18 protein-coding genes are annotated in these 22,069 nt (G+C 74.2%); 4 read left to right on the plus strand and 14 right to left on the minus strand.

What is annotated here, in order from left to right:
• Nucleotides 1-53 precede the first annotated feature (53 nt).
• The 3 genes from OG218_RS07505 to OG218_RS07515 are packed head-to-tail and all read left to right on the plus strand — an operon-like array spanning nucleotide 54 to nucleotide 2,343.
• Nucleotides 54-1,436 (plus strand): NAD(P)/FAD-dependent oxidoreductase, encoded by a 1,383-nt coding sequence (locus OG218_RS07505; protein ID WP_328292584.1) that lies wholly within the window; start codon nucleotides 54-56, stop codon nucleotides 1,434-1,436.
• Between the two features lie 11 nt (nucleotides 1,437-1,447).
• Nucleotides 1,448-1,960, plus strand: coding sequence for a hypothetical protein (locus tag OG218_RS07510; protein WP_328292585.1), 513 nt, complete (start codon nucleotides 1,448-1,450; stop codon nucleotides 1,958-1,960).
• A 5-nt stretch (nucleotides 1,961-1,965) separates the two neighbouring features.
• Nucleotides 1,966-2,343, plus strand: coding sequence for a VOC family protein (locus OG218_RS07515; RefSeq protein WP_328292586.1), 378 nt, complete (start codon nucleotides 1,966-1,968; stop codon nucleotides 2,341-2,343).
• A 45-nt stretch (nucleotides 2,344-2,388) separates the two neighbouring features.
• On the opposite strand, the gene OG218_RS07520 is transcribed toward OG218_RS07515, so the two are convergent.
• The 4 genes from OG218_RS07520 to recC form a co-directional block, all read right to left on the minus strand.
• Entirely contained in the window at nucleotides 2,389-3,360 is a 972-nt protein-coding gene (locus tag OG218_RS07520; protein ID WP_328292587.1) for an Ltp family lipoprotein, read from the minus strand.
• Between the two features lie 176 nt (nucleotides 3,361-3,536).
• The gene (recD, locus tag OG218_RS07525; RefSeq protein WP_328292588.1) at nucleotides 3,537-5,381 is read right to left on the minus strand and encodes an exodeoxyribonuclease V subunit alpha; all 1,845 of its coding nucleotides are present in this window, start codon (nucleotides 5,379-5,381) and stop codon (nucleotides 3,537-3,539) included.
• Nucleotides 5,378-8,731 (minus strand): UvrD-helicase domain-containing protein, encoded by a 3,354-nt coding sequence (locus tag OG218_RS07530; protein ID WP_328292589.1) that lies wholly within the window; start codon nucleotides 8,729-8,731, stop codon nucleotides 5,378-5,380. The genes recD and OG218_RS07530 overlap by 4 nt, the downstream gene beginning before the upstream one ends.
• Complete coding sequence (gene recC, locus OG218_RS07535) at nucleotides 8,731-12,147, minus strand: exodeoxyribonuclease V subunit gamma (protein WP_328292590.1); 3,417 nt, start codon at nucleotides 12,145-12,147, stop codon at nucleotides 8,731-8,733. Before recC ends, OG218_RS07530 begins: the two co-directional genes overlap by 1 nt.
• A 57-nt stretch (nucleotides 12,148-12,204) precedes the next feature.
• On the opposite strand from recC, the gene OG218_RS07540 reads away from it, so the two are divergent.
• A complete protein-coding gene (locus tag OG218_RS07540; RefSeq protein WP_328292591.1) occupies nucleotides 12,205-13,164 on the plus strand; it encodes an MsnO8 family LLM class oxidoreductase in 960 nt (319 codons plus the stop codon).
• Here the strand turns inward: OG218_RS07540 and OG218_RS07545 are convergent.
• From OG218_RS07545 to OG218_RS07590, 10 genes are all read right to left on the minus strand, one after another.
• On the minus strand, nucleotides 13,148-14,545 hold the full coding sequence (locus tag OG218_RS07545; protein ID WP_328292592.1) for a threonine/serine ThrE exporter family protein: 1,398 nt from the start codon (nucleotides 14,543-14,545) through the stop codon (nucleotides 13,148-13,150). The genes OG218_RS07540 and OG218_RS07545 overlap by 17 nt on opposite strands.
• A 32-nt stretch (nucleotides 14,546-14,577) precedes the next feature.
• Entirely contained in the window at nucleotides 14,578-14,958 is a 381-nt protein-coding gene (locus tag OG218_RS07550; protein ID WP_328292593.1) for a hypothetical protein, read from the minus strand.
• A gap of 121 nt (nucleotides 14,959-15,079) precedes the next feature.
• A complete protein-coding gene (gene ggt / locus OG218_RS07555) occupies nucleotides 15,080-16,873 on the minus strand; it encodes a gamma-glutamyltransferase (protein ID WP_328292594.1) in 1,794 nt (597 codons plus the stop codon).
• A gap of 51 nt (nucleotides 16,874-16,924) precedes the next feature.
• Nucleotides 16,925-17,539, minus strand: a complete 615-nt coding sequence (locus tag OG218_RS07560) for a nucleoside/nucleotide kinase family protein (protein WP_328292595.1) — start codon at nucleotides 17,537-17,539, stop codon at nucleotides 16,925-16,927.
• Nucleotides 17,539-18,213 (minus strand): histidine phosphatase family protein, encoded by a 675-nt coding sequence (locus OG218_RS07565; protein WP_328292596.1) that lies wholly within the window; start codon nucleotides 18,211-18,213, stop codon nucleotides 17,539-17,541. Before OG218_RS07565 ends, OG218_RS07560 begins: the two co-directional genes overlap by 1 nt.
• Nucleotides 18,214-18,241: 28 nt before the next feature.
• Nucleotides 18,242-18,655, minus strand: a complete 414-nt coding sequence (locus OG218_RS07570) for a hypothetical protein (protein ID WP_328292597.1) — start codon at nucleotides 18,653-18,655, stop codon at nucleotides 18,242-18,244.
• Between the two features lie 185 nt (nucleotides 18,656-18,840).
• Nucleotides 18,841-19,278, minus strand: a complete 438-nt coding sequence (locus tag OG218_RS07575) for a nitroreductase family deazaflavin-dependent oxidoreductase (RefSeq protein WP_328292598.1) — start codon at nucleotides 19,276-19,278, stop codon at nucleotides 18,841-18,843.
• A 10-nt stretch (nucleotides 19,279-19,288) separates the two neighbouring features.
• The gene (locus tag OG218_RS07580) at nucleotides 19,289-20,290 is read right to left on the minus strand and encodes a Gfo/Idh/MocA family protein (protein WP_328292599.1); all 1,002 of its coding nucleotides are present in this window, start codon (nucleotides 20,288-20,290) and stop codon (nucleotides 19,289-19,291) included.
• A gap of 18 nt (nucleotides 20,291-20,308) precedes the next feature.
• Nucleotides 20,309-21,250 carry a ribokinase gene (locus OG218_RS07585; protein ID WP_328292600.1) on the minus strand — a complete coding sequence of 314 codons (942 nt, stop codon included), beginning with the start codon at nucleotides 21,248-21,250 and terminating at the stop codon, nucleotides 20,309-20,311.
• The gene (locus OG218_RS07590; RefSeq protein ID WP_328292601.1) at nucleotides 21,247-21,945 is read right to left on the minus strand and encodes a metal-dependent transcriptional regulator; all 699 of its coding nucleotides are present in this window, start codon (nucleotides 21,943-21,945) and stop codon (nucleotides 21,247-21,249) included. Before OG218_RS07590 ends, OG218_RS07585 begins: the two co-directional genes overlap by 4 nt.
• Between the last annotated feature and the right edge of the window lie 124 nt (nucleotides 21,946-22,069).

Raw genomic sequence — 22,069 nt, forward strand, 5'->3', positions numbered from 1 at the left:
GGGACCCTGAGCGGGAATCTGTCCCGGCGAGTCCAAGAACAAGAGGTGTTCACATGGTCGATCGACAGCGAGTCGTCATCGTCGGGGGTGGCTTCACCGGCCTGTACGCCGGCAAGAAGCTCGAGAAGCTCCTTCCGGCCTCCACGGCAGAGCTGGTGATCGTCAGCCCGACTGACCACCTCAGCTACTCGCCCCTGCTGCCGGACGTGACCGCGTCCGTCATCGAACCGCGTCACATCGCGGTGTCCCTGCGCCAGGTCCTCCCCCGTCACAAGCTGGTCATCGGCCACGCCACCTCGGTGGACCCCGAGGCCAAGACGGTCACCATCTCCCGCTCCGAGCGCGGCGTCGTCACCGACGACACCCAGGTGCTGTCCTACGACAAGCTGCTGCTCGCCCCCGGTTCCGTGACCCGCCGGTTCCCGATCCCCGGCGTCTCCGAGAGCGCCCGCGGGGTCAAGACGATCAGCGAGGCCGCGTTCGTGCGCGACCACCTGCTCTCCCAGCTCGACGCGGCCGACTCGCTGCCCGACGACCCCCGCTTCGACGCCGAGCGCGCCGAGCGCATGACCGTCGTCGCCGTCGGTGCCGGCTACACCGGTACCGAGATCGTGGCCCAGACCCACCGCTGGCTCTCCCGCGTCGCCGACCGCTGGTCGAGCATCGACGTGCGCGACGTCCGCTGGTTGCTCATCGACGTCGCCCCCGCCGTGCTGCCCGAGCTCGGGCCGCGTCTGGGCCAGTACGCGCTGTCCGCCCTCAAGGGTCGTGGCATCGACGTGCGCCTCGGGGTCTCCGTGGCCTCCGTCGAGGGCAACGTCATCAACCTCACCGACGGGACCCCGGTCCCCTCGCGCACCCTCATCTGGGGCGCGGGCATCATGGCCAGCCCCCTCATGGGCACCATGGGTCTCCCGCTGGACCGTGGCCGCCTCATCGTCGACGCCAAGATGAAGGTCGCCGACGCCGAAGACGTCTGGGCCGCCGGCGACGCCGCCGCTGTTCCCGACCTCGCCAAGCCGAAGCCGGCCGACGGCCCGCAGCCGATCACCCCGCCCACCGCGCAGCACGCGCAGCGCCAAGGCACCGCGGTCGGCAAGAACATCGCCGCCAGCTTCGGCATCGGCCAGGCCGCCGACTACGTCCACAAGGACCTCGGTCTGGTGGCCGACCTCGGTGGCGGCACCGCCGTCGCCAAGCCGCTGGGCATCGAGATGACCGGCCTGCCGGCCAAGATCGTCGCCCGTGGGTACCACCTCTACGCCCTCCCCGCGATGAGCAACCGCATCCGCGTGCTCACCGACTGGGCGCTGCACCTCGTCCTGCCGCCGCAGGCCGTGGCGCTGAACCAGACCCGTCCGGAGGACGCGCTCATCACCCCGGCGCAGAACACGGACATCTACCCCAAGGCCGCCGAGAAGCCCAAGGTCGGCTGACCACTGCTGTCGTGATCAGCGAGGAGGCGGTGGCCCACGTCGCCGCCTCCCTGCGGATCAGCACGAACCGAGCCCGTCGGCTGGCGCACACCGCGCTGCCGGCGGGTTTCGTGCATTCGGTGTCGGCGACCTCCGAGGCTCTGCTCGTCGAGGGCCCGACCGACGTGGCGGTGTTCGCCGCGCTGGTGGACGTCCCGGTGCTCGCCGTCGGCGGGAAGAACGTCCTGCCGCTGGCCGTGGCCGTGGCCCGCGCCCACGGGTGCGAACCGCGCGTCGTGCTCGACGCCGACGCCCACCACTACCGGGCTCAACGCGGCAGCGAACGGTTGCTCGACCTGCTCGCCGGGACCGTCGTCCACGTGCTCCCCGTCGACCTCGAGGCGGCGCTGCGCGACTGGCCCTCGTTCCTGGCCGCCCTGCACCGCACCGGGTCGGGACTGGGAGCGAAGGATCCGGCGGCCTACGCCGCCGCGGTCGGGGAGGCTGGACACGATGACCTGCCGGCGGCGCTCGTCCTAGGCTGAGGGCCATGGCCTGCCACCTGAGCGAACTCGTCCTGGAGTGCCACGACCCGGCGAAGCTGTCGGAGTTCTGGTGCGCCGTCCTCGGCTACGTCGAACTCGACGTCGACGTCGACGCCATCGAGATCGGCCCGGCGAGCGGTTTCGGGGGGCCGGCCCCGACGATCGTCCTGTCCCCCACGACCGAGCCGCGGACCGCGAAGTCGCGCCTGCACTTCGACGTCAACGCCACCGACCGCGACCAGGCCGAGGAACTGCAGCGCCTGCTCTCGCTCGGCGCCCGCCCCGCCGACGTCGGCCAGGACGGCACCGAGGGTTGGCACGTCCTGCAGGACCCCGAGGGCAACGAGTTCTGCCTGCTGCGGACGCGGTTGGACCAGCCGTGACCGGGCCCCGACACTTGCGAGGTGCCGGGGCCCGGCGTCAGCAGTTCACAGACCGGTCGAGTTGACCCCGTAGACGGCCTGATCGTGGGTGAACCCCTCGTACTCGAGCTGATCGATCAAGCCCTGCCGGGAGAAGGAGCTGAACTGCAGGTAGGAGGCGGCCTTCTTCTTGGCCTGGTCGTACCAGTCCACGGTGACGTGGTCCACGCCGTAGGTGGCATCGGCGGTCGAGAAGCCCTCGTACTCCAGCTGCCCGATCAACCCGGAGCGGGAGAACGAGGTGAAGTCGAGGTAGGACTTGGCCTTCTTGACGGCATTCTGCTGGGAAACCGTGGGCGGCGCTTCCACCACCGGGCGCGCGATGGACTGGTTGACCAGCGCTCCCCGCGCGGCGCTCCACTCGATGTAGCCGCCCTGGAAGTTCGTCCGCTTCCCACCGGCGATGTCGAACTCGCTTGACGTGGGGTAGCCGAGCTTCCCCCCTTCGGAACCGGTGCTGCGGTAAGCGTCCAGGATGGACCCCTGGAGCGCCTGTGCTCCCGTCGAGGGCGACCAGTAGAAGGTGCCACCTTGGAAGTTCTGGAAGACGCCGCCGGCGCGGATGGGGACTTCCTGCGAGACCGGGTAGCCGAAGACGCCGTTCTCGTAACCCCGAGCCCCGTAGAGGGCCCGGAAGGAACCCGAGACGCTGTGCGCCCCTGCGCCGGGAGACCAGTACAACGTCCCGCCCTGGTAGTTCTGGAACACCCCACCAGCTCGGATCAGCACCTCCTGCGAGGTCGGGTACCCGAGGAAACCGTTCTCGTAGCCCTGGCCACCGTAGAAGCGGAAGAAGTCGCCGGACACCGAGTGCGGGCCCGTCGACGGCGACCAGTAGAGGGTCCCGCCCTGGAAGTTCTGGAACACTCCGCCGTTCTTGATCGGCACCTCACCCGACGTGGGCTGCCCGAGGAAGCCGGACTGGCCACCCTGGCTGGACCAGAGTTCAGCGAACGAACCCGTCACAGGGATGTCCATCGCTGCCGAGGAGATGGCGGTAGCTTGCGGGAATTCAACGGCGTTCGCCGGAGCGGACACAGCGACGGTCAGTGCCACAGCAGCACCGACGACAGCGGCAGCGCCGCACAGAGATCTCATACCGGATGCTAACGCGCAACTCGCGTTTCGGGGATGAGAACGACAAACGCAAACTCTCAGCCCCGCAACCGGTCCGCCAACCCCGTCGCCCGCGCCAGCGGACGACTGACGGCCGCGGCCACAGCCTCCGCGGACCCCACCACCCGGACCCGGACCTTCGCACGGGTCAGGGCGGTGTAGAACATCTCCCGCGTCGCCAGCGGTGAACGCTCCGGGGCTGCCAGTACGGTGACGGTGTCGAACTGCGAGCCCTGGCTGCGGTGGACGGTCATGGCGTGGACGGGTTCGACGGCCGCGAGCCGGGCGAGCGGGACGATCAGCGGTCCCTCGCCGCGGGCGATCGCGGCGACGAGGGTCTCCTCGCGTTCCAGGACCACCCCGGTGTCGCCGTTGTAGACGCCGACGCCCGCGTCGTTGGCGGTGACGATGACGGGGAGGCCGACGTAGCGGCCGTCGGTGCGGGGCTGCACCCCGAGTTCCTCGACCGCCCAGCGCTGGGCCAGCCAACTCCAGTGCGAGACCCCACGGGTTCCCCGCCGGTGGGCGCAGAGCATCCGGTGGGTGTCCAGGGCGATCAGCGCGGCCCGGGCGTCGCCCGCCCGGGCAGCCTCGACGACGGCGCGGGAACGCAGGAGCACGTCGGCGCGGATCGTCTCCAGCGCGGCCCCGGAGACGAGTTCCTCGTCGGGCACCTCGAGGAACTCCACGTCCGGCCCGCCGGCCCGCAGCAGGTCGACGACCTCGTCGGCGGCCCCGGCCCGGACGGCCGCGGCGATGTTCGCGATCCCGCCGCGGTCGGCGAAGCGGTGGGTCCGGGTCAGCATCGCGACCCCGTGCGGGGCGCCGCCGGACCCCGCGGGGGCGACGAGGTCGGCGAGGACGGCGCCGACCTCGACGGAGGCCAGTTGCTGCGGGTCCCCCACGAGCACCAGCCGGGCCCCGGGGCGCAACGCCGCGAGCAGGCGCGCCATGACCCCCAGTCCGACCATGGACGCCTCGTCGACGATGACCACGTCGTGCGGCAACCGGTGCTCGGCGTCGAAGCGGGCCCGCACCGATCCGGGGCGGATCCCCAGCAGCCGGTGCAGGGTCGAGGCGCTGGACCCCTGCAGGAACTCCCGCTCGGCGGCGGTGAACACCTCGGTGCCGGCCGCCTGCACGACGGCCTCGGTCAAGCGTGCCGCGGCCTTGCCCGTGGGCGCGGCCAGCGCGACCCGCGGGGTTCCGGGCGAGAGCGCGTGGACGGCGGCCAGCAACCGGGCGACGGTCGTCGTCTTGCCCGTCCCCGGCCCCCCGCCGAGCACGGAGACCCCGTGCGAGAGGCACAGCGCCGCCGCGACCCGCTGGTCGTCGCCCGGGTCCCCCGGCCACAACCGGTCGAGCACCTCGACGACCAGCGCCGGGTCGTAGTGGGCGACGGCGGTGCTGCGGTCGCGCAGGTCGCGGGCGACGGTGAGTTCCTGGCGCCAGTACCGGTCCAGCCAGATCCCGTCCCCGACCAGGTGCAGCGGTGCGGCCGTGTCCTCGTCGGCACCGGCGGCGTGCTCGACGGTCAACACGCTGCGCCGCACCGCCTCCAGCCACGCCTGCGGTTCGGGCCACTGCACGGGGACCGCGGCGACGGCACCGGAGTCGTCGACGTCCTCGGGGACGACGGTCTCCGGGGCCGTCCGCAGGTGCAGGACGACGGAACCGTGCCGGACGGCGCGGACGGCGAGGGCGACGGCGAGCAGGACCCGTTCGTCCTCCTCCCCCGTCACCGCCCCGAGCCGGCGCGCGACGTGGACGTCGGCGGCGCGCAGGAGCCCGAGGTCGTTGAACTCCCGCAGCAGGCCGGTGGCGCTGCGGGCGAGCGTGACCGAACGGTCGGGTTCCACCTCGGTCGCGGCGGGGCTGGTCACGCGTGCCTCCCGGCGAGCAGTTCGGACAGGGCGACGACGAGCTCCGCCGGTGGCCGCCACGACCAGACGCCGGGCGGCACGCCGTCCGGCCCCACGGGGACGTCCGCCCCGCACATCCCCCGCAGGAACAGGTACAGGACCCCGCCGAGGTGGACGGCCGGGTCGTACCCCGGCTGGCGCCAGCGCAGGAAGCGGTGCAGCGCGACGCAGTACAGCAGCGCCTGCAGCGGGTAGTGCGCGGCGAGGACGGCCTCGTCGAGGGCCTCGCGCCGGTAGTGCCAGGCGGTCAGGACCTCCCCCGGCCCGGCGAGGCGGTTCGTCTTGTAGTCGACGACGAGGAACCGACCGTCGGCGCGCAGGACGGCGTCGATGGACCCGGTGAGGTAGCCGCGCAACCCCTCGGCCGCGAGGACGGGGTCCTCCAGCAGGTCCGCGTAGCGGTGCACGGGGTCGCCGACCGGCAGGTGGCGGCGCAGCAACCCGGCGACGTCACCGAGGCGGGAACCCCCGCCGGTGGACTCGTCGCCCCCGGCCAGCGGGAGTTCGAAGTCGAGTTCGGCGAGACGGTCCGCCACGCCGAAACCGTCCAGGGCGCGCCCACCGGCCAGCGGTCCCATCCCCGTGCGCAGCACCGGGTCGAGGGCGAGGGCCAACGGTTCCGCCAGGTGCGGCGCGAACTGCTCGCGGGCCAGCGCCGCGAGGTGCGCCGGGCGGTCCGGGGAGGAGGGGTCGAAACCCTCCAGCACCGAGTGGACCAGGGTCCCGAACCCCGTCCCCGCCGGGAGGTCGGCCATGGGCGATCCGACCTCCTTCCAGCCCAGCGGGTCACCGGCGTCGACCGGTTCGGCGGACTCGGCGTCGACCTCGTCGGTGGTGGCCCCGACCTCGGGTTCGGAGAGCACCGACCGCCCGCTGCCGTTGTCGTCGTGCACGCCCCGGGTCAGGCCGGAGTACGACGTGCGCCGCCAGCCGAGGTCGACGTCCGCACGGAACGTGGCGACCGAGAGGTCGGCGTGGGCTGTCGTCGCGCCCGCCAGCCGCGTCAGCGCCCCGCGGGCGGGCACGTCCTCGACGGCCACCCCGGAACCGGGCGGGAAGAGCACGCCGAGCCGGTCGCGCAGCACCGGATCGGTGGGCAGCGACACCTTCTCGGGCACGTCGAGGACGTCGTCGGCCACCAGCAACCGGTGCAGCGCACCGCGCTGGGTGTTCGTGCTGGGCGCCCACCACACGAGGAGGCGGGAGATCGCCCGGGTCACCGCGACGTAGAACAACCGCAGTTCCTCGCCGAGGTCCTCGGTGTCGGCGGCGCGGCAGGCCGCGTCGTAGCCGGGTGCGGAGGCGCCCCCCACGTGCAGGGCGCGCGGCCCGTCCGGGGCGTGCGCGACGGGGAGCCGGTCCTTGGAACCACCTCCGGTGGAGTCCCAGCCGAAGGGCACGCAGACGACCTCGAACTCCAGGCCCTTGCTGGTGTGGACGGTCGCGATCTGGACCGAGGCGCGGTCAGTGTCCAACCGCCGCGACCGTTCCTGGTCGACGTCGCCCGCGGCCTCGTCGACGCGGCCGCGCAGCCACGACAGCAGGCTCGACACCCCACCGCCGGGGTTCCGCGCGGACTCGGCGTGCAGGACCTCGGCGATGTGGCGCAGGTCGGTGAGGCGGCGCTCGCCGCCCTCGATCCCGAGGAGTCGACCGGCCAGCTGGTGCTGCTCGCCGAGGACGGCGAACATCCCCGACACCCCGCGCTCGGTGAGCACGCCGCCCCAGGCGCGCAGGTCGACGGACAACCGGTCCGTCGCGCGGTCCCCCTGTTCGTCGAGCTCGGCGGCGCCGAGGCCGACGAAGGCGGACAGGGCGACGCGCCGCACCCGCAGCGCGCGGTGCGGCTGCTCGACGGCCTCGAGGAGCGAGACCCATTCCCGGGCGGCGGGGGTGGCGAAGACGCTGGGACCGCGGGAGAGCACGCAGGGCACGTTGCGACGCCGCAGTTCCTCCTGGACCAGCACCGCCTGCGCCCCGGTCCGGACGAGGACGGCGACGTCGCCGGCCGCCAGCGGTCGCGGTGCCCCACCCGTGCGCGCTCGGACCTCGAGCCCCTCCGAGAGCACCGCGACGACCTGTTCCGCGACGTCGCGGGCCACGACCTTCCGCACGTCGGCGACGGCGGGGACCCCCGTCCGGGCCGTCGTGGGCAGTCCGTCGCGCGCCACGACGCGCAACCGGACGGGGGCGGGATCGTCGGCGCCGTCCGCACCGACGAGCGCCGCCGACGCCCACCGCGGGCTCACCGGTCGGACGACGATCCGCCCGTCGCCGAGGGCGGCACCCCGCAGCAGCGCCGCCGTTCCCCGCAGCACGGCGGGGTCGCTGCGGAAGTTCGTGCCCAGCGTCGCCGTCCGTCCCGCGACGCCGGCGGCCTCGAGGTAGCTGCGGACGTCGGCGCCGCGGAAGGCGTAGATCGCCTGCTTCGGGTCGCCGATGAGCACCAGCGGGCAGTGCCCGTGGAAGGCGGTCCGGAGGATGTCCCACTGCACCTGGTCGGTGTCCTGGAACTCGTCGACCAGGACGACGGAGTACCTGCGCCGCAACCGCTCGCAGGCGACGGGACCGGCGACGTCGGCGGTCAGCGCGTCCCTCAACCGGGTCAGCAGGTCGTCGAAGCCCATGATCCGGCGCGAGCGCTTGCGCTGCGCGACCTCACGGCGCACCCCCTCGGCGAAGCGGACCCGGAGGTTCTCGGGCGTCTCGGGGACGGTGCCCTGCGGTTCGATCCGCGCGTCGGGACGGTGCACGGCCTCGCGGGCGATCCGCAGGGCGACGGCGCGCGGGAACGGCGGCGGGGTGGCCCCCGGCCGCACGGCGAAGCGGACGTAGAGGTCGTCGCAGACCTCCTCGACGAGGTCGTCGACGTCCTCGACCAGCGTCGCCGTCGGGTCGACGTCGGCGGCGGTCCCCAGGCTGGTGAGGACCTGCCGGCAGAACTCGTGCAGCGTCGCGACCGTGGCCGAGTCGAAACCCGCGAGGGCCGCGCTCAACCGGGCCCGGCGTCGCGCGACGTCGGCGGTGGCGAGCTGGGCGATGACGGCGTCCTCGGAGCGCAGCGCCGCGGCGGGGTCGGCGAGGGCGTCGCGGGCGGCGACGAGCCGTTCGCGGACGCGTTCGCGCAGTTCCGCCGTGGCGGCCCGGCCGAACGTGACGACGAGGAGTTCGTCGACGGCGGCGACCCCCTCGGCGATGTAGCGGGTCACCAACCCGGCGATCGTGTAGGTCTTGCCCGTGCCGGCGCTGGCCTCCAGGACGGTGGTCCCGCTCAGCAGCGGGCCGGTGAGTGCGAAGTCCTCGACGGGCATCAGCGTTCGTCCATCCGGTAGGCACCCAGCAACGGTTCCCAGACCCGTTGCGCCGCAGCGGCGAAGTTCTGCGGGCTGCCCGGTGGTGCGCCGGGCGGCGGGGTCCAGTCGAGCAGGACGTCGACGGGCGCACCCTCCCCCCACACGGTGACGTTCTCCTCCTGCTTGTCCTCCTTGTCGAAGGCGTGCTCCGACACCCAGCTCCGGGAGGCGTCGCGGCGGCACACCTCGTCGGGACGCCGGTTCCAGGCGGACTGGGCCCAGGCGAAGGTGGTGTCCACGGGCAGCGGCAGCGGGAACCGCAGACCGTGCGAGCGCAGTTCCAGCAGGTCGACGAGCAGGTCGCGGGCCACCTGCGCCGGGACCGGGCCGAGGGTCAGCAGGCCGACGCTGCCGCCGCCGCCGCGGCCGACGACGACGCTGCGGAACTCCGTGCCGGGGTCGGCGGCGGAGAGGGCGAGCAGCTCGAGCCAGGCGCGCAGCGTCTGCTTGGCCCGGACGCGGGAGAAGGTGGTGGTGACGGCGACGTCACCGGTGGCGCGGCCCCCGGCGCGCACCGGCCTGACCCCGCGGACGTTGCCGGTGAGCCGGACCTCCCCGACGTCGGGGACGGTGAGGTCGAGTTCGACGTCGACACTGCGGGGGTGGCCGGTGTCGAACTCCGCGGTCACCCCGGCGATCTGGTCCACCACCGGCCCGACGTCGCGCAGGACGGCCGTCCCGAGCGGGCCGGGCGGCAGGTCCCCCCGCGCGGACTCCAGCCGGACGATCTCGCCCGGGTCGGTGCCGCGCAGCCGGGCCGCGAGCGCCCGGTCGCCGACGGCCCACTTCTGCAGGGCGTCGAGTTCGACGGGCAGCGCGTCGGCGGGTTCCTCCTCCCGGGTCGCGGAGGCGACCTCCAGGCGTTGGCGCAGGAACCCGCGGGCGGGGTGCTGGAAGAACTGCACGAGCTGGTCGAGGTCGAGGTCGGCCGGCGGGGCGGGCGGCAGGCCGACGGGGAGGAACTCCGGGGGCGCGACGGGCTCCCGGTGGCCCGTCGCCGCTCCGCCGAAGGCGGTGCGGTCGTAGCTGAACGCGCCGGGGCGACCCAGGGCGTGGGCGGTGAAGTTGCGGGGGTCGGTCGGCTGCAGCGGGTGCTGGACGACGATCCGCTGCTTGACGCCGGGGGCCGCCGCCTCGAGGGTGTCGAGGAGCTCACCGACGGGGACGGCCGGGGGCAGCTTCGCGCCGGTGCGGACGTCCTTGCCGGAGTAGGTGAGCACGAGGGTGTCGCGCGCGGAGCAGATCGCGTCGAGCAGGACCTGGCGGTCCTCGCTGCGCGGATCGCGGTCACCGAGGTGGGGATCGCGGGAGAGGACGTCGTCGGCGTCGGGGAAGGTGACCCGGGGGAAGGCGCCGTCGTCCATGCCCAGCAGGCAGACCACGCGGTGCGGGACGGAGCGCATCGGGGTGAGGGTGCAGACGGTCAGCGCTCCGGTGCGGAAGTTCGCGCGCTGGGGGCGGCCGGCGAAGCGTTCGGCGACGAGCGCGGCGACGTCGGCGAGCCCGACGGTGGCCGTCCCGGCCCGCGCGGCGTCGGCCGCGACGACCCCGAGCTCACGACGCAGCTGCGTGGCCTGCCAGGTGGTGTCCGCGGTGGTGTCGGCGAGGTCGAGGACCCCGTCGAGCAGCGCTTCGCACCAGGCCGCGACGCTGCGGCGACCGGACAGGCGGGTCACGGCCCCGTCGAGGCGGTCGACGAGTTCGGCGAAGCGTCCGGCGAGGTCGATCCGGCTGGACTCGACGTCGGCGAGCGGGACGACGGCGGCGTCGAGGGGCCCGACGAGGTCCTCCTCGTGGGCGCCGCCGACGGCGACCCCGACGAGGAGGCGGTCGAGCCCGGCCCGCCAGGACCCCTGGGCGAGGTTGCCCAGCGCCCACGCGCTGCGGTGCCGGGCACTGAGGCCCCAGTGCACGCCCGCGTCGACGGTCCACTCGCGGATCTGCTCCAGCGCCTCGTCGTCGAGGTCGAAGCGTTCGCGGACGGCGGCGGAGCCGGCGAGGTCGAGGACGTCGGTGGCGGTGAGCCTGCTCTGGGCGAGCACCAGCAGGCGGGCGGCGAGGCCGAGCAGCGGGTTGGTCTGCAGCGCGGAGCGGTCGGCCACCGAGACCCGCAGGCCCCCGCCGGGGTGGGAGTCGGTGGAGAAGACCGCGGACACCAGCGGCGCGTAGGTCTCGACGTCGGGGCACATGACGAGGACGTCGCGCGGCTGCAGGGTGGGGTCGGCGTCGAGGAGGCCCAGGACGACCTCGCGCAGGACCTCGACCTGGCGGGCGCGGCCGTGGCAGGAGTGGACCTGGACCGAGGTGTCGCCCGGACCCGGATCCGGTCGCGGGAGGGGGACCTCGTCGTGGGCGAGGGCTTCCTGCAGCCGTCCGAGCAGGGTGTCGCGCGGGGTCGGGGCGGGGTGGTGGACGTCCCCGTGGCCGGGGGCGGCCTGATGCAGGCGCGCCTGCAGTTCGCGCACGTCGCGCGACATCGACTGCAGGAGCGGGTGGGTGACGAGGTCGTCGGCGTCCGGTCCCCGGCGGAGCCCGGTCGGGCCCCGACGGGCGATCGCGTCCCACACCGCGGGGCTCGGGTGCTGGAGGAACAGGTGGACCTCGCGGTGCTCGGCGAGCGCGGAGAGCACCTGCAGCCGGCTCGCGGCGAGGCGCGTCACGACGAAGACCCCGAACCGCGACCCGACGCCGGTCAGGGACGGGTCGCCCCGCAGCGCCGTGCAGACGTCGTCGAGCAGTTCGGCGGGGGCGGGCAGGCCGACGTGCTCCCGCACGGCGCGGAACACCTCCGGCTGCCAGGCCAGGTCGGCGGGCACTCCCCCGTCGCCTCCCGCGGCCCAGTCGCGCAGCAGCTCCGGCCGGGCCCCGCCGTAGCGGGCGAAGAGGCCGGCGAGGCGCGAGGCCGCGGCCGTGCGCCGCACGCGGGGCGTGTCCTCGCCCGGTGCGGTCCCGAGGTGGTGGCGCAGGACGGCGAACCCGGGGCGGTCGTCGGGGGCCGGGCCCTCGAGCGGGGCGATGTCCTCGAGGACCTCGAGGACGTTCCAGGTGAGGGCCTCGGGCGCCCAGCGCTCGACGGCGTCGGCCACCTCCGGGCGGATCCGGGCGAGGGTGGCCCGGATGACGTCGGCGAGGACGCCGTCGAGCAGGGCGGCCGGGGAGGAGAAGTCGACGCGGGCGCAGATCCCGTCGTCCCCGCCCGGCCCGGCGCCGAGGTGGTGGGAGAGGCGTTGCGCGATCCAGCGTTCCGTCCCGCGCGCGCCGACGGCCAGCACGTCGGGGGCGAAGGGGTCCGCCCCGGGAGCCGGGTGGCGCAGGACGTCGGCGAGGCCGGCGACGAGGGCCGTGGCGCTTTCGGAACGGTGGACGTGGAGCACGCCCCCTGTCTATCCGATGGGAACGACACGGCGGCACACGCGTGGTCTGCTGAGGGCGTGCTGCTGTCGCTGCTGGACCGTTCGCGGACCCGGACCGGCCGCTCCGACGCCGACGCGCTGCAGGCGACCCTGCGCCGGGCCCGGCGGGCCGAGCAGCTCGGCCTGCACCGGTTCTGGGTGGCCGAGCACCACGCCGTCCCCGGGGTGGTGGGTTCCGCGCCCACGGTGCTGATGGCCTCCGTCGCGGCGGTGACGTCGCGGATCCGGGTCGGGACGGCCGGGGTGATGCTGCCCAACCACACCCCCTTCGTGGTCGCCGAGCAGATCGCGACCCTGGCGGCGCTGCACCCGGGGCGCATCGACGTCGGGGTCGGGCGGTCGGTGGGCTTCACGGCGCCCGTGCGCCGGGCGCTGGGGGTGAGCAGCGCGGACGGTTTCGAGGACCGCCTCGCGGAGCTGCTCGACTGGTTGCACGGCCGGGGTCCGGTGACCCTGCGACCGCTGGTCCCGCCCCCGCCGGTGTGGTTGCTCGCGACGGGCGGCGGGCTGGAGATCGCCGCGCGGGCCGGGTTGCCGGTCGTCGTGGCGGGGCCGGTGCTCACCGATCCCGAGCCGCTGCACCGCTACCGGGCCGCCTCCCCGCCGGGGCGGGCCCGGGTGACGCTCTCCGTGGACGTGCTCGTCGCCGACTCCGTGGCGGCGGCCCGGCGCGAGCTGCTGCCGCAGGCGGTGGCCCTGGCCCGCACCCGCAGTCGCGGGGAGTTCGGCGCCCTGCCCAGCCCCGAGGAGGCCGCCGCCGCACAGCTCAGCGCCCGGGAACGCGCCGACGTCGAGCGGAACCTCGCCTCGACGGTGCACGGCGACGAGGCCGAGGTCCTCGACCGCCTGCAGGACCTGGTGCAGCGGACCGGCGCGGTGGAGCTGATGACGAGCACGACCCTGCACGACGAAGCGGCCGAAGCCGAGGCCGACACCCGCCTCGCCCGGTTGCTCGCCCGCCTCAGAACTGGCGGTTGAGGCTGCGCCGGCGGACACGACGCTCGATGCGGTCGAACTCGCGGCGCAGCGGCTGCGAGCAGAACTCCCCCAGCGTGACCCCGGCCGCGAGCGCCAGCGCCGTCCCCAGGGCGGTCACGAGCTGGGCGAGTCCGGCCGACGTCCCCCCGCCCACGATCGCGAAGATCGCCCGGTAGATCGCCAGACCGGGCAGCAGCGGCACGATCCCGCAGATCGACACCACCAGGCCGGGGACGTTCCAGCGCCAGGCGGTGCCCTCGGCCAGGAACCCCACGAGCAGCGCAGCGACCCCGGCGGCGGCCGCCGGCCCCATGCCGAGCAGCACGCAGGCACCCGAGACACCCGTCGCGGTGGCCCCCGCCAGGGCAGCCAGCCCGACGGCCCGGCCGTCGGCGTAGCCGGAGACGGCCCACGTCACGGCCGCGCAGGTGCCGGCGAGCACCTGCACGAGGTACGGGGTCGACGTGGCGGCCGAGAAGCTGAGGCTGAGCGAGATGCCGGCGCGCTGGCCGAGGTCGAGGACGCCGGCGATGCCGAGGACCAGGCCCGTCGTGAGCAGCACCGTCTCGAAGGCCCGGGCGCCCGCGGTGACGTAGAACCCGGAGATCGCGTCCTCGGCGGAGCCGACGAGGGACAGCCCGGCGAGCAGCACGACGATCCCCGACCCCACGACGAGCGACGGCGGCAGCTCACCGATCCAGTCGGGCAGGTAGGGCTGCCACTCGAGCAGGGCGAGGGCGAATCCGGTGGCGATCCCGGCCCCGGCGACCTGCTGGAAGAACGCGGGCAGCCCGCGCTGGTTCAGGGCGGCGAGGACGAGCTGCAGGACGGTGGTGACGAGGCCGGCACCGACGGCGACGGCCCAACTCCCCCCGAGCAGCACGGCGACGGAGACGGCGAGCCCGATCGCCCCCGCCCCCGACATCCAGGGCCGGTAGGGGCGGCGTTGGGTCAGCAGCCGTTTGAGCCGGGTGTCGACCTCGTCGGGGGCCAGGCCGTCGGCGGCGGCGTGGGCGAGGTCGTAGAGCGCCGAGAGCCGCGAGTAGTCGTTGGCGCGGACCTTCACGACGCGGACGGCCGTCAGCGGGTGCCGGTCGTCACCGGCCGTGGAGACGATGACCGCGGTGAAGGTGATGTCGACCTGGGTGTGCTGCAGGCCGGCGCCGTCGGCGGCGCGCAGGGTCAGGGCGGTGACGTCGGCGGCGGAGGCCCCTGCGGAGAGCAGGGCCTCGGCCATCCGCGCCATGGCGTCGAGGACCTCGAGGGCCTCGGCCCGGGTCAGTCCCCCCTCGACGAGCGGTTCGGGGTCGGGCAGGGACTCGCCCGCGATGAGGTCCGCCAGCCGGGTACGCAGGTGTCGCACGGTTCGCAGCGCAGGCACGCGCCGACGCTACCGAACCCCCGGCCCCGGCTTCAGCAGGAGAGGGCGAGCTCCCCCTCGACGGCCGGGGTCAGCAGTCCGCAGCCGACCTGGGCGGTGCCGAGGTCGACGACCTGCCAGGTGCCGTCGACCTGCTGGAGCACGACGGTGGCGGGGTCGAGGACGTCGGCTCCGGCCGCGGTGGGGGTGAGCTGCGCGGCGGCCCACGTGGGGTCGCTGTCGGCGAGGCGGACGTCGGTGACGGAGTAGTCGGAGGCGGGCACCCCGGCCACGGCGGGACTGGTGGTGACGGCGGTGCTGATCTCGGCCGGAGCGCTGGTGGTGTCCGCGCTGGCCGACCCGGTCGTCATCGCGGCGATCGTGACGGCGAGGGCCGGCGCGGCGAGGAGCAGTGCGGTGGAGCGGCGGGCCATGGTCGAACCTCCTGGTCGATCGACCGCACGGTCGTGCGGTCGAGGGTGGGACGCACCGCACCCTCGACCCGTTGCACGATCCGTCGTCCGATCACCTGGAGGTGGTGTGGAGGTCGTGTGCTCACCCCAGGGGGTGGACGACCCCGGCGGCTCCGCCTCCGCGGCGCACGGGTTCCGCGACGGCCTGCACGCTGCCGTCGGGGAGGAACTCCAGCGCGACCGCGGCGCCGATCTCCTCGGTGGGGGTGAACACGTGGCCCATCGCGGCGAGGGCCCGACCCCGCGGGGAGTCGACGTAGGCCGGTTCGGCGGAGGTGGCGGCACCGTTCTGCTCCGAGACCCGCGGGTTCGCGACGGCCGTGGGCAGGTCGACCCCCCGGTCGAGACGGTCGACGAGGATCCCGAGCGTGGTGCCGATGATGGTCGCCCCACCCGGGGAACCGGCGGCCAGGAACGGGCGGCCGTCCTTCAGCACGATCGTCGGTGCCATCGAGGACCGCGGTCGCTTGCCCGGGCCGGGCAGGTTGGGGTCGGGCCGGCCCGCCACCGCCGGGGCGGCGGAGAAGTCGGTGAGTTCGTTGTTCAGCAGGAACCCACGTCCGGGCACGACGATCCCGGAACCCCCGGTCTGTTCGATGGTCAACGTGTAGGACACGACGTTCCCGGCGGCGTCCGCGGTGACGAGGTGGGTCGTGGAGGTCCCCTCGTAGGGTTCGGGGGTTCCCGTCCCACCGGTGGTGCACCCCTCGGCGGGTGCGACCGGCCGGGGCAGCACCGAGCCCGGGTCGACGAGGCAGGCCCGCTGCGCCGCGAACTCCGGGGACAGCAGCATCGACTGCGGCACGTCCTGCACGTCGGGGTCACCGACGTAGCGGTTGCGGTCGGCGAACGCGAGCGCCGCCGCCTCGAGCTTGCGGTGTTCGGACTGGACGGGGTCGGAGGTCGCTCCGCGCTGGGCGTCGACGGCGTCGAGCACGTTCAGCGCTTCGCCGACGGTGGTCCCACCGGAACTCGGGGCGGGCATGCCGTAGACGTCGACCGGTCCGCCGGCGCCGGGCGCCTGGTGCACGACGTGGGTCGGGACCCGTTGCCGCGCCTGGTAGGAGGTCAGGTCGTCGAGGGTCATCCCGCCGCGCAGGACCTCGCGCGTGACGCCGTCGGCGAGGGGCGGCGCGGCGACGGTGTCGACGACGGCGCGGCCGAGTTCGCCGCCGTAGAACGCCCCGGAACCCTGGTCGGCGAGCAGCTGGTAGGTGCGGGCCAGGTCGGGGTTGGTGAACACGTCGCCGACCCGGGGGGCGTTGCCGTCGGCGAGGAACAACTGCGCGGTGGAGGTGAAGTCGCGGAACCGTTGCGCGTTCTCGACGGTCTGGTCGTGGAACTCCTGGTCGACGACGAAACCCCGTTCGGCCAGCGACCGCGGCCCGGACAGGACGTCGGCGAGGCTCATCGTGCCCTGGTCGGCCAACGCCCGCTCCCAGGTGGCGGGAGTTCCCGGGACACCGACCGACAGGGTGGAGTTCACGAGGTCGGCGAAGAGCAGGGGTTTCCCGTCGTCCCCGAGGAACGCGTCCTGCGTCATCGCGGCGGGAGCGGTCTCGCGGCCGTCGAGGGTGTGGACGGTCCCGGTGCGCGCGTCGTAGCTGACGAGGAAGCCCCCACCCCCGACGCCCGCCGAGTACGGCTCGGTGACCCCGAGCGCGGCGGCCGTGGCGATCGCCGCGTCCACCGCGTTCCCGCCCCGGCGCAGGACGTCGAGGCCGATGGCCGTCGCGTCCGGGTCGACGCTCGCGACGGCGCCCCCGAACCCGGCGGCCACCGGTTCCCGGGGCGGGGAACCGGCGTGCGCCGGGCTCACCAACCCGAACGTCAGGACGGCGGAGAACACCACGGCAGCACCAGCGCGACGTCGCATGCCGCGCACCCTCTCAGCAACCCCACAGCCCCGCCACCGGAACCGGACGGCTCAGAAGGTCGGTACGACCAGGTCGGCCCGGTCCCGGGTGGCGGCGATGACGCGCGCGTTGGCCTCGTCGCTGCCCAGGGCCCACGCGCGGGCGGCATCGGAGTCCTTGCCGAAGGCGACGTGGCGGGCGATCAGCCGGTCGTGACGCAGCGCCTCCCCCGGGTCGACGAACCAGGTCTCGTCCAGGAGTCCTTCGAGCGCGGCCCACGGACCCTCGCGCAGCAGCAGGTAGTTCCCCTCGGTGATGACCAGGGGCACCTCCCGCGGCACGGGGAGCGCCGAGCCGATCGGTTCCTCGATCTCGCGACGGAACTCCGGGGCGTGCACGACGGCCTCCTCCCCGGAGCGCAGCCGCCGCAGCAGCGAGACGTAGCCGCCGGCGTCGAAGGTGTCGTGGGCTCCCTTGCGCTCGCGCCGGCCGAGCGCTTCGAGCACGACGTTGGCGTAGTGGTAGCCGTCCATGGGCACGACGACGCACAACTGCGGACCGAGGGCGGCGGCCAGTTGCGCAGCGAGGGTCGACTTCCCCGAACCGGGCGCTCCGACGAGGCCCAGCACGCGGCGGGGTCCTGTCGTCATCGAGCGGGCGCGTTCCACGAGGTCGGCGAGGTCCATCAGAACACCGTCCCCGGTTCCGCGGCGGGACCTTCGCCCGCCGCCTCGGCGGCGACGGCGTCCACGACGGCACCCATCCAGCTCTCGCAGGTCCAGCCGTCCTCGGGTGACCCGGTCAGGGCGACGACCCCGGTGTTCTCCAGCCCGGTGGAGATGACGAACTGCGCGGACAGGTTCAGCGTGCGCTCGCCCGCCCAGCAGCGGATCGCGGCACCGTGGCTGACGAGGGCGAGGGTCTCGACCCCGGCGGCGCGGGCGGCCGTGACGGCGTCGAGCACGGCGCGGTCGTAGCGGGCGAAGAACGCGTGCCCGTCCTCCGCGCCCGGTTCGGCGGCGTCGAGGTCGCCCTCGAGCCAGGCACCGACGACGCCGAGGTAGCGCATCACCGACGGTTCGTCGCCGAGCATCTCCAGATCACCGGCCTGGACCTCGCGCAGGCCGTCGGCGACGTGCACCGGGAGGCCGAGGTGGGCGGCGAGCGGGGCCGCGGTCTGCTGGGTGCGCACCAGGGTCGAGGCCGTGATGGCGCCGATCCCCTGCTCCCCCAGCAGGTCCACCAGCGCGGCGGCCTGGTCGCGGCCCCGGGCGGTGAGGTCCGCCCCGGGTACGGCGGTGTCGAGGAGGTGCTCGACGTTGGAGGAGGTCTGACCGTGTCTCACGAGGTAGAGGCGCACGCCTCACCCTCTCAGAACGGGTCGGACCTCAGAGCACGACGTCCAGGCGCCCCTGGGTGCTGCCGTTGAGCATCGTCATGAGGCGCAGCTGCACCTCGACCGGGACGGGCTCCTTGGCCGCGAAGGTCATGCGCCCGATCATGCGGCGCAGGTCCTCGGCGGTCAGGTCGCGCTGGTCGGAGACCATGCCGGCCGCGCGTTCGCGGTTGATCTCGCGGGCCAGGGAGGAGACCTGGGTGGAGCCGATCTCGTGGGCGACCCCGGTCTCGTCCTGCCCGTAGAGGTGGCCGAGCAGGGTGCGGTCGGACTGGGTCAGCTCGTCCAACGGGTCCTCGTCGACCCAGTCCGGGTTGATCCGCTGGACGGGGGTGATGCCCGCCGTGCCGTCGAGGCGGGACGCGTTGCGCACCGCGGGTGCCGAGGTCACCGTTCCGATTCGCATGTCCGTCTCCATTCGTAGCCCAGGGTGTCTGCTGTGTGACTCCCAGTGTTACCCGGGGCCAAGATCGACCTGAGGGTCAGTCACCCGGATGGAGCAGTGGACGTCCGGGTGACCCCTGGCTGGGCCACCCGGACGATCCGCTCACGCTGTGCTCACATGGGGCTCACGTGGGGCTCACGTGGGCTTCAGGACACCGGTTCCAGCACGAAGACCGGGATCTCCCGGTCGGTCTTCTGCTGGTAGTCGGCGTAGTCGGGGTAGGCCGCCACGGCACGCTCCCACCAGACCGCCTTCTCGTCGCCGGTGACCTCGCGGGCGGTGTAGTCGCGCCTGACCGCCCCGTCCTGCAGTTCCACCAGCGGGGTCGCGACGATGTTGTGGTACCAGACGGGGTGCTTCGGGGCGCCGCCCAGTGACGCCACGACGGCGTAGCGCCCGTCGTGCTCGACGCGCATCAGGGCCTGCTTGCGCAGCTTCCCGGACTTCGCCCCCTTCGTGGTCAGGACGACGACGGGCATGCCCCGCAGGTCGCCCGCCTCCTGACCGCCGGAGGCCTCGTACTTCTCGACCTGCTCGCGCACCCAGGCTTCGGGACTCGGTTCGTACTCACCAGTCAACGGCATGTGCGGCAGGCTAATCGGTGCCCGGGAGCTCCGCCGCGCGGGCCACCCCGAGCCGGGTCACGGCCTCCTCGAAGACGCCGGCCAGGTCGAGGCTGAACTGCGGGGACAGCAGCGGGCTGACGGTCAGACCGGCGGCCAGGCACTCGTGCACGTGCTCGAGCATGAAGCGGTGCCCGTCGGCCACGGTGTGGTCGTGGACCTCGACGTGCTCGGCGCCGTCGGGGCCGCTGCGGTGCACGGTGAAACCCGGCGCCGCGGGCAGCACGGGGTGGACCTCGATCCAGCCCTCGCTCGCCTCGATCCACGCCTTGGACGGGGTCCGCGCGGCCATCGTCGTCGACAGCGCGGCGATCGCGCCGGAGGGGAACCCCAGGGCCAGCGCGACCTGGCGGTCCACCCCCGTCGGCCCCAGCGACCCGGCGACCTGCACCTGGTCCGGGGTCCCCAGCAGGGTCAGCGCGAGGCCCACCGGGTAGGGACCGAGGTCGAAGAGGGACCCGCCGCCGATGGCCGGGTCGTGGAAGCGGGTGAGGGAGTCGGGAGCGGGGAAGCCGAAGTCGGCGTGCACCCCGAGCACCTCGCCGACGTCCCCGCGCTCGATGGTCTCCAGCAGCGCGATCGTCCCGGGCAGGAACCGCGTCCAGTACGCCTCGAGCAGGAAGACCGACCGTTCGCGGGCCAGGTCGAGCAGGTCGCGGGTGGCGGCGAGGCTCACGGTCATGGGCTTCTCCACCAGCACGGCCTTGCCCGCGAGCAGGGCGGCCCGGGCGGGGGCGTGGTGCTGCGGGTGGGTCGTCGCCACGTACACCGCGTCGACGGCGGGGTCGGCGAGCATGGCGTCCACGTCGTCGTAGGCGCTGATCCCCGTCCCCTGGTCCGCGGCGAACCCCTTCGCCCGCTCGAGGTCACGGGAGGTGACGGCCACCAACCGGCCCCCCGGGGCGAGCTCCAGCGCACGGGCCACCGTGCGGGCGATGCCCCCGGTCCCGACGAAACCCCAGCCGACGCTCACGCGCTCCTCCTTCGAACCTCAGGCAGGTGTCTCCTGCGGAACGTCAGCTTTGCGCGGCAGCGACTGCGACGCACCCGCACGGCTCACGGTCACCGCGGCGACGCGGGCCGCCCAGTGCGCGGCGTCGAGCAGACCGGCCCCGTCGAGCAGGGCGTCCGCGAGCGCCGCGACGAAGCTGTCGCCCGCCGCCGTGGCGTCGACGAGGTGCGCGCGCACGGCCGCGACCTCGGCGTGCCCGCCCGGGGTGATGACGACCGAGCCGTGCTCACCGCGGGTGACGATCGTGGTGCCGGCGGGCCGGACGCGGCGGGCCTGGGCGACGATCCCCTCGACGTCGCGGGCGGTGGGCTCGCCGGCCAGGACGGCGAGTTCACCCGCGTTGGGCACGAGCAGGTCGGCGCGGGCCAGCAGCTCGGCCGGCAACGGCCGGGCGGGGGCGGGGTTGAGCACCAGCAGACCGGTGCACAGCCGGGCCGCGGCGAGCAGGGCCTCGTCGGGCACCTCGCACTGCAGGAGGACGACGCGGGCGCCGCTGACGGCCTCGGCGGCGGCCTGCACCCGGGCCTCGTCCATCCGGTCGTTGGCCCCGGGGCTGAGCACGATCGTGGACTCCCCGCCGTGCACGAGGACGACGGCGACCCCGGTCGGGACGTCGAGCGCGGCGACGTGCTCGACGTCGACCCCTTCGCCGGCCAGCGCCGCACGCAGGCCGCGTCCCTCGTCGTCGTCGCCGAGCGCGGCGACCATCGCGACGCTGCGCCCGAGGCGGGCGGCGGCGACGGCCTGGTTGGCGCCCTTGCCGCCCAGCCCGCGTTCGGCGTCGGAGCCGCGGACGGTCTGACCGGCGGGCGGCAGCTCGTCGAGCCGGATCGCCAGGTCGGCGTTGACGCTGCCGACGACGGTGACGTCGTGCGTCTTCTCGGCGTGCGGCTTGCCGTGGCTGTCGTAGCTGATGCTCACGCGTGCTCCTGACGGACGGGGAGGACCCAGATGGCGGCGACGGCCGGGTCGCCGAGGTCGACGTCGCGTCCCTCGCCCACCCGGACCACGGTGGTCCCGGCGAACTCCCTGCGGTGCAAGACCTCCAGCGTCAGGTCGAGACCGATGCCGAGTTCGGCGAAGTAGCGCAGGACGTCCGGGTCGGCGTCGGAGATGCGGGCGACGACGCCCGTGCCGCCCTCGGGGACGTCGGAGAGGTTGTGCGCGCCCGGTTGCGGGACGGTCCCGTCGGGACGCGGGATGGGGTCCCCGTGCGGATCGCGTTCCGGGTGGCCGAGGCGGGCGTCGAGACGGTCGAGCAGGCGGTCGGAGACGACGTGCTCCAGGACCTCGGCCTCCTCGTGGACCTCGTCCCAGGAGTAGCCGAGGTCGGCGACGAGGAAGGTCTCGAGCAGTCGGTGCTTGCGGACGACGGCCAGGGCGCGCAGGCGGCCCTCGGCGGTGAGTTCGACCCCGCCGTAGCGCTCGTGGCTCAGCAGGCCCGCGTCGGTGAGCTTGCGCACGGCCTCGGAGGCGGTGGACGGCGAGACGCCCATGCTCGTCGCGAGCATCGAGAGGGTGATCTTGGCGTCGGACCACTCCCCCGCCGCGTAGACGGTCTTGAGGCAGTCCTCGGCCGCCGGGGTGGCCGCAGCGGTCGTCGAGGGGCGGGGCACGGGGAAAGCTTGCCACCCGGCGCGTGCGGGCAGGATCGCAGCACGTCGGCGGTTTAGAGTTCGGCGCGCCGAAAACGTGGTTACAGTGGACCGGTCAGCCGGAGGACCCACCGGAGCAGCACCG

It is taken from the genome of Kineococcus sp. NBC_00420 (assembly GCF_036021035.1).
Taxonomy (GTDB): domain Bacteria; phylum Actinomycetota; class Actinomycetes; order Actinomycetales; family Kineococcaceae; genus Kineococcus.